The sequence below is a fragment of the Pedobacter sp. 01T416_2 genome (genome assembly GCF_056398925.1).
Window position 1 is genome coordinate 1 of record NZ_JBFTQI010000827.1, and the last position, 2,460, is coordinate 2,460.

General features: G+C 40.7%; 1 protein-coding gene. It reads right to left on the reverse strand.

What is annotated here, in order from left to right; all coding sequences use genetic code 11:
- A partial coding sequence (locus tag AC1DPQ_RS24650) for a glycoside hydrolase family 38 N-terminal domain-containing protein (RefSeq protein ID WP_477611176.1) occupies nt 1–2,319 on the reverse strand: 2,319 nt, incomplete at its 3' end.
- Nucleotides 2,320–2,460: the final 141 nt, after the last annotated feature.

Sequence of the window (2,460 nt, forward strand, 5' to 3'; positions counted from 1 at the left end):
CGATTCTACCGTACTGTTTTTATCAAACGTCCAAATTCTAACTTTTGAACTCCAAGTCCCAGGATACCAATAACGATAATTTGTATTCCATTGATTATTGTAAAGATTAAGATAGATGATCGGTCTTTTAGGCACAAAATCTAATGAAAACTGCCAGATCCCTGGTCTGTCCAAACTCACAAGGGAATGATCAAAAGGCGAAAAAGCAATACCGGATCCATCTTTATCAGTCATCGTAACTCCGGTTCCCACAGCATATATATCTTTATCAGATCCTTCTATAATATCTTTGGAAGGATCCATCATCCCCAGAGAACGGCCTACCGTAAATTTAGGCGAATTGACTTTAAATGGAAAACAGAACCAGTCTGCTTCTGGCCAATTATCTTTTGCTTTGTCCTTGATGGTAATTTCCATATCTAAAAATGGCCTGTCGTCTTGCAGGCTTACCCTTAAAGAAGAAGCAGGAAAATGATTCGCTGTATCTGCTGGCATGTCTATGATGGCAATTTGCTGATAGCCATCTCGAGTAATTTTTAAGTTGCCATTTTTGGATAATGCCGCCCGGTATGGAACCTCTTTTTCAGAAATCATTCCCGGCTTGTACAAGCCAGGATGCTTCCATACCCCTTTTGTATTGAAAATATCCACTGCTCGACCCTGTTGATAGTCGATTACATACTTTTCGGTTTGTTCTAAAGTAAAACGCTCATTCATATACTGACCAAGGCCTTGTTCGGCCATACTGTCCACCCATTCTCTTCCTGTGCGTTTGTCAATCAATGAGGAAATAATACCACGGGCAGGATCAAATTTAACCGTAAAGTACTTATTTTCTATTGAATTGCTACTTGAGCTCGTTAAAGTGTTTCCTATCAAATCTTTTTCTGTAAAGGTTTTATAACCACTAGCTGGGATATCCTTAGCATAGAGAAATTGGTGTCTGTCCCCTAATTCCACCCATTCAGATCTGCTATATGGAAGCGGATTATACACTACAAAACGTTTGCCTTCTAGATTTACACTTTTAGCAAGAACAGTCAGATTCGTTGCCAACAAGGGTTTTATAATATTCTCGGTTGCGCGGATATAATCGGTCTTGTCTTCCCACGATGCTTCCAGATTTTTATACTTTTCGGGTGACAGTGCTTTAAATGCTTTCCCATATTTATCGACGGAAGCCGAGCCACCCCAGGTATGTTCGGCATAAAGCAAAACATTTTCATAGGCTTTCGAAATATCCTTGGTGATATCCGCAACCGCTATATTCCAATTTTTGAGTTGCGTATTTAGCCCTTCCAGCGCCGGAATAAATGGGTTAATATTTCGGGAAATTTTCATTCCACCAGGGTCGCTCATATTGCCGTGTATCCATGTATCAGGAGCTTCGGCTTTTATGACAGGCAATTTAGGATTTGTAGGTAAAATGGCATCCGCAAAATCTTCCAAGCGTCCAACCCTTACCTTTACTCCTGGCATCTTTTTGGCCGCTTCATCAAATAATGCTTTTACTTCGCTGGCCTTAGGAGGGCCAGAATTGTCCATGGTAACAAAAATAGCAGGCCATACTTTATAAGGCCAGTCAGCAGGAGGAATCAAGTTCCTACCAACTCCCTTATCGCCAATAGACCATTGTACAGGCCAACCTAACCCTGTTGTTGTTCCGTAATCAGGTGTATAATATGTCAAAATACGGCTTCCATCGGGGCCTTCCCACCAAAAAAGGGAAGGATATTTCACACCACCACTAGGCCAATTACCGCCTATGTGCATAAATTTCACGCCTCCTTTTGCCAGTCCGGTAGCCAAAACGCCTGCCTGAGAAGGCACATCAGTCATTTTTGCGCCTCGGGGTAACGGTAGACCGTATTTTCTGGAAACGAAGGATGAAGGTTCAAAAGCTCTTGCAACATCTTCAGGGAATAGAATTTGCGACTGTACGGAGAAAGGCATCGCGTGGCTTACAAAACGTCCGGTTTTAAAAGCTTCTTCCAGTCGCTTACGGCGTTCGGGAGTTTGACCAGGCCAATCTTCGAGTACCTTAGCCATTACCCAGGCGGGTGCCGTCCATGCAAATTGTTGCTCTTTTGGTAAATCCTTGGTTTTATCCATTAAATCCAAGGCTTTGTCTATCATATCTGTACGGTAATACTGTACAATATCTTTTACCCGATGGGTATAACCAATATCAAAATGCGTTTTGAATATGACAATGATCTCTTTGACCTTCGGATTTATATAAGTGGCATCTGGTTGCTTACTCTGTCCAAAAACCGTTGTGCTGATAAACAAAAAGAAAATTAATTTTAGCTCTTTCATAATGCTATTTTAGATTGTTACAAGTTTTTCAGTAAGGCTTATAAATGATTAAGGATGACAAATATGTTGTATTGTATAAACATATAGCTAAAATAGCATTTTTACAAATCAATTACCTTCTATGAAGGCATATTATGTATC